The organism is Kaistella yonginensis, from assembly GCF_030409525.1.
Taxonomy (GTDB): Bacteria; Bacteroidota; Bacteroidia; order Flavobacteriales; family Weeksellaceae; genus Kaistella; species Kaistella yonginensis.
The window spans coordinates 1-5768 of the sequence record NZ_JAUFQB010000015.1; the positions used below are offsets into that span (position 1 = coordinate 1).

Sequence of the window (5768 nt, forward strand, 5' to 3'; positions counted from 1 at the left end):
GCCTTAGCTTTCGGATCATATGATAATAATCCAAATAAGGGTTATACTGTTACTTATAGCAGAGGCTGGGATCCAAAATCAGAAGGCACTATGGTTAAAGGTGCTGTCGTTCGTGTAAAAAATAAAATGATCTTCGATGTCACAGCAACTGATAAATCATAGTCCTGACCTTAAACGTCTAAGAGACGAAGGTTATGAGATAGAGATACGTGGTGGATATTTACTTATCCACCATATACCCTATGTTGATCAAAACAAACAGATACAATTAGGGGTATTAGTAAGCACCTTAGATAATATTCAAGATCATGTTATCTTTTTCACCGGGGAAAATCCATGTGAAATTGATGGAACAGTTATTACTGCAATCCAACACATTAATAATTCTTCGGTATTGAATAATACTATTACTGTAAATAGATCATTTTCTAATAAGCCTAACGGAGGCTATCAAAACTACTATGAAAAAATCAAGAGGTATGCAGACCTCATTTCCGCACCTGCGAAATATTTGGATCCATCAGTTACGGAAAAAACTTTTAAGGTCATACCAGACAGTGGTAATGAAACTGTATTTCAATACATTGATACTAATTCTAGCCGTGCAAATATAGAAGTGATTAATGCCAAGTTAGAAAGGCAGAAAATTGCAATTATTGGACTGGGTGGTACGGGAGCGTATATTTTTGATTTGGTAGCAAAAACTCCTGTAAAAGAAATTCATCTATATGATGGGGATAGCTTTGACCAGCACAATGCTTTTCGTTCTCCCGGTGCAGCGTCAATGAATGATTTATGTGAAAACCCGAGAAAGGTGTCTTATTACCAAAAATTGTACTCATCCATGCACAAGTATATTCACGCGCATGACTATTATGTAAGGGAAGAAAACTTGAAAGAACTAGATCAGATGGATTATGTATTTGTCTGTGTTGATCGGAATGCTGCAAGAAAATTAATAACCGATTATTTGGTAAGTGTTGGTGTAGCTTTTTCCGATGTAGGTTTGGGGGTTAATGTCGTTGATGACAAGCTTACTGGTGCTGTAAGGGTTACTTCTGCTACACGTGAAAAAAACGATCATCTACCTTTCCGTATTTTCTCGGAAGACTCTGACAATAACGAATATGCCACCAACATTCAGATAGCTGAACTGAATGCATTGAATGCTATTTTTGCTATTTTGAAATGGAAGAAGATATCAGGAATTTATGTTGATTTGGAAAATGAGCATCACAGCTCATATTCTATTGGTGTATCTAAANGTATGTGGTTGTGGTAATGAAGTGGTGACTCCGTTATCTCCAACGGATTGGAAATTGACTTTTAATGGTAAAGCAATTACGCTTCATCCCTCTATTGGCAATTGGAACTTTGAATGCCAGTCTCACTATTGGATAAGAAATAGTAAAATTGAATTTGCAGGCCACTGGAAAAAACATCAAATAGTTTTAGGGAGAGAAAATGACACGGAACGTAAGGAAGAATATTTTAAAGAAACAAAGCTTCCACCAGTAGGACCAATTGTTGATGAAGGTGAACAGACTTCTATGTGGAAAAAAATATTAAAATTCTTTAAATTCTAAATCTGTGGCTGAATGATTATTTTTTAAGCATTCCCCACGTAACTTATGGATGGGATAATACCAAATTTACGGAGTGGAGAGGGGGGATTCGAACCCCCTTACTATCATCTTGTAAATTAATTTCGTCTAATCAATCCTACGAGTCGAATTTGTGTATGGCTCCACACAATAGCACCCACTCCGACAATTACGCTTTTAATTATATTCACAGTTTTAAGTTTTAGGCATTCATTAATAAATCTCTCTACAATGAAGCTTACCCAGAATTCTATGCTCGTAGTTATATCATAAACTATATCAATCTGCATACACAAGCTCTTAGATTACTTTTATTAAATCAATTATTTTTTTTACAGTTGATTGTTTTACGCTGTTTTTTTGTTCGGGGTCTTTACTAAATTCTATCCAAAACTCTCCAATGATTTCGTGTTCTTTCGAAAAATCATCTGAAATCATTCTATAAGATGAACCTTTTTGATTTCGACTTCGAGTACAGCAAATTAGTATGTCAACATCTAAACTAATCATTACTTCAATATTACATTTCAGATCAGCAGCAATATCTCCCGCGCTTATTATGCCAACTTTCAATTTTCCGATTATCAAAACTGAAGTAAAATCTATTACCTCGTTTTTCTGATTAAACTGCAGACTGTTTTCAGTAACTTTCTTTCGATTAAATGTGTGCTCCTTTTCTGAAATCTTAACTAGTTCAGAATACACTAGTCCCGAAGTTGTTGTTTTACCGGAATTCATTGTTCCCCGAATAAGGATGATTTTCATGCGTTTTTAATTTTATAAGCAAAGATAAAGAACTTCTATGCTTTTAATTTTTTAAAATCCTATAAATTGTGGCTTTATGCACATTAAAAAGTTCGGCTAATTCCGCAGCGGACTTTCCATTTTTATTAAGTTTAATAATTTCCTCTGTTTGAACGGGTTTTAATTTCGGTTTACGACCCCCAACTCTACCTTTTTCCCTGGCGTATTGCAAACCTTTTAGCGTTCTTTCTTTCAGCATACCTCTTTCAAATTCTGCAAATACTCCTACCATTTGCATCATCATTTTCCCCGCAGATGTTGTAGTATCAATAGATTCTGTAAGACTTTTAAAGCCTGCACCTTTATTTTCAATTTGCTCTATAATGAAAAGCAAATCTTTCAGGGATCTGGAGAGGCGATCCAGCTTCCAAACAACAACGGTATCTCCTCTCCGAATATGCTTTAAAAGATCCTGAAGCTTTGGACGTTCCCATCTTCCACCAGACATTTTTTCTTCAAATATAGTTTCGCATCCGGATTTTTTAAGGGCATCAATTTGAGTAGCGTTATCCTGAAGTTGGGTAGAAACCCTGGCATATCCTATAAGCATAATTGGTAAAATAAAATTCCAAAGTAAAACTACAAATAATTGCAAAAACCTATCGCATTTTAAATCTATTATGCGATATATTTTTGCGACCGAAAGAAACGGAGATTATTTGAGATTTAAGAAACGTTGCAAAAATGAAGGTTTGCGCGATTAAAAGTTTTGAAATTTTTTTTTATCTCGCCACAATGCACTATGTTTCGTACAATCTAATGGTAAGCAACTTACGTTCTCGACGCCTTCTGATAAAGACTTTCCTTCATTGCAGATGATTTTTCTCTTAACATCTGTTCGCGGGAGGAAGTACAACTTATTTTATCTAAATAGGAATTTTGTTAGAAATAAATTTTAGAATAATTGATAATTTATGTAAATCGTAATCTATTATTTCTCTCTTCTCAGATATAATTTTTTCTAAATATTCCCAATCCTCAACAATACTACCAATAGTAAGGTTACTTGGATTTTCATATACTTTGTATAGTTCATTTTCAGGAATATTCCAATATAAATCCCTATCAATTGAGAAGGAGTCGTTTTCGTTCAATTTATTTACTTTTAACGCTAACAAGTTAATTATTGTTTTTAAATCGGAAACATTAATTTGAAGATTATTGTCCATTGAGTATTTTATTTATATTTTGATGAAAAGTTTTAATTTCATGTTTTAAATGTTGGATTCTCGATTGAATAATTTTATTCCTTATTAAATCGTTAGGGGCATTTTTTAACATATTTAAGTTATCATATTTACTAGGATTTTGTATGTATTTTAACAGCTTTGATTGATGTTCAATTATTAATTTTTTATAAGAATTAATTGTTTTTATTCCATTTGTGGACAGTACGGCTTTTACCCCTTTAATTCCACTTCCTCTACCAATCTCAACTGATAATTCAATATATTTAAACTCTTCCCACCCAGATAAAGATGTATAAGTGTAAATTTTGGTTTTTCCAAAATTATTCCAAGTATCTCTATCTAATATACTGAAAGGATAATCAACAAACGTATCAAAATTCTTGGCATTTGAGGGACAATTATCGCAACCTCCATTATCATTTCCTAAATCACCTGAAGAAGAGTTCTGTCCAGGGTCTGAAGAAAACTCCTGTCCCATATCTGCCATGAAATCACCTTGAGATCCACTGGCATCATGCGATTCATTTTTGAATTCCACTCCCCAATTTAAAGTCAGCACGTCTCCGATTTTATAAAAAATATTATACTCATCATTAGGTACATTTTCAAAGTAGTTATCGTTCCAATGAAAACGTATAAATCCTTGATCTCTGTCATTTTCGTCATCCCAATCTCCCCCGCCTCCATAACCGTCTTCGTACATCCCAGTTGGATCTGTAAAGGAAATAGGATTGTTAAAAGCAAACCTAAACGGCGTAAGATCTGGGCTTAGTTCTGCCAACGGATCGATGGACATCCATCTGCCCACATCTGGCATGTAAGTTCTTGCACCAAAATCGTACATTCCAGATTCTTGTAATTCTTTCCCACCAAATTTATAATTCAGCGGGCTTGCTGTAGCGCTAAACTCCGAATCCTGAAGAATATTCATCCCAAAAGGATAGTAATCATTTTTGTCTAAAATCTTTAAAATATTTTCATCAGGATGAACCCAGTAACTTAAGCGCGTATTCCCTACCTGATCTTTGTACTGGTAAATATATTGTTTTCTTCTAAAATCATAAAAACCTTCAGCAGTAGGAAAAAACATAAGACTTATGGAGACTATTGGGGGGTCATTTGGGAGTGCAATCCGGTTGGCTTCACCGTATTCATCTACAAACACTTCTTCTTCTCCGGCAGTTTTAATACTTTGAGTTACATTATCCTGTTCACTTAACGCCCTATTTAAAGTAGGGTTTGAACTTTCTGAATAATGAAAACCGTCAAGATATTCAGTCGTAGTAGTGGTACTGCCTAAGGCATTATTTAGCGTAAACTTTCTTTTAAGTTTTACTCCATCTGCTCTATAACTATATTCTGTTGTATTCCCTCTTTGTGCTACGTTATTGGGAAGGTCAAGGAAATTATAAGCGATATTGGTGATTCCTTTGTCGGGCATTATAGTCATATTACCGTTAGAATCGTAGTCAATGGGTGCACCGCCGCCTTCATATCCTGATGGATTGGCGCTTCCGTTTGGATTATCGATGATAGAGGTCAGTTTATTTCCATCATAATTATAAACAAGGTCGTCAAACAGTACCGCGGGATAATTTTTTATTTTCCGGCCGGTTCGTTTAAGCTTCCGAATGTTCCCGTTTAAATCATATTCTTCCACAACTTCATGATTATCTTTAAATGATCTATTTGCAGGATTTTGGTAGAAACCGGCTTTTAATCTGTCAAGACCATCGTACACATATCCGTATCGGTCGGCGTTTGAAGCTATAGGCCCTTGTTGTCCTGCAGTATAAAGCGAAATCCAATCTACTTCGGCAATGTTTCCGTTATATTTTGGCTTTACTTTATAAGTAGGGAAGTTAGTATTAGGATTTTCCAAGCCTATCCGTTCATCGTACCTAATTTTGTAGGCAAAAAAATCACCGTGACCATTGATATTCAAACTATCTAAATCATTGATAGCTGTGAGCCAACCACGGATATTATAACGATAATTAACTTTTTGCAGAGGCGTACCAGCATTCCCCCCGACTTTTTTCACAATTAATTGTCCGATATCATCATAAACCCGTTGTGCATTTAGAAATATAGGAAAAAAGATTGTTCATTTGATTAAAAAATCGTATATTTACCTGACTACCAATCACTTAAATACATGAACAATCTC

The 5768-nt window shown here is 34.7% G+C and carries 6 protein-coding genes; 2 read left to right on the forward strand and 4 right to left on the reverse strand.

Features of this window, described 5'->3' with window-relative positions; all coding sequences use genetic code 11:
• Positions 1-136: 136 nt before the first annotated feature.
• Positions 137-1282 carry a ThiF family adenylyltransferase gene (locus QWY78_RS05655; protein WP_290217411.1) on the forward strand — a complete coding sequence of 382 codons (1146 nt, stop codon included), beginning with the start codon at positions 137-139 and terminating at the stop codon, positions 1280-1282.
• Complete coding sequence (locus QWY78_RS05660; protein WP_290217413.1) at positions 1227-1586, forward strand: ubiquitination-like system serine protease family protein; 360 nt, start codon at positions 1227-1229, stop codon at positions 1584-1586. The genes QWY78_RS05655 and QWY78_RS05660 overlap by 56 nt, the downstream gene beginning before the upstream one ends.
• A 318-nt stretch (positions 1587-1904) precedes the next feature.
• On the opposite strand, the gene QWY78_RS05665 is transcribed toward QWY78_RS05660, so the two are convergent.
• The 4 genes from QWY78_RS05665 to QWY78_RS05680 all read right to left on the reverse strand — a co-directional run bounded on the left by QWY78_RS05665 (position 1905) and on the right by QWY78_RS05680 (position 5642).
• On the reverse strand, positions 1905-2369 hold the full coding sequence (locus tag QWY78_RS05665) for a hypothetical protein (protein WP_290217415.1): 465 nt from the start codon (positions 2367-2369) through the stop codon (positions 1905-1907).
• Positions 2370-2412: 43 nt separating this feature from the next.
• Entirely contained in the window at positions 2413-2958 is a 546-nt protein-coding gene (locus tag QWY78_RS05670) for a recombinase family protein (protein ID WP_290217417.1), read from the reverse strand.
• Between the two features lie 316 nt (positions 2959-3274).
• Positions 3275-3577: a hypothetical protein gene (locus QWY78_RS05675; RefSeq protein ID WP_290217419.1), complete on the reverse strand. Its 303-nt coding sequence runs from the start codon at positions 3575-3577 to the stop codon at positions 3275-3277.
• Positions 3567-5642, reverse strand: a complete 2076-nt coding sequence (locus QWY78_RS05680) for an RHS repeat domain-containing protein (protein WP_290217421.1) — start codon at positions 5640-5642, stop codon at positions 3567-3569. The genes QWY78_RS05675 and QWY78_RS05680 overlap by 11 nt, the downstream gene beginning before the upstream one ends.
• Positions 5643-5768: the final 126 nt, after the last annotated feature.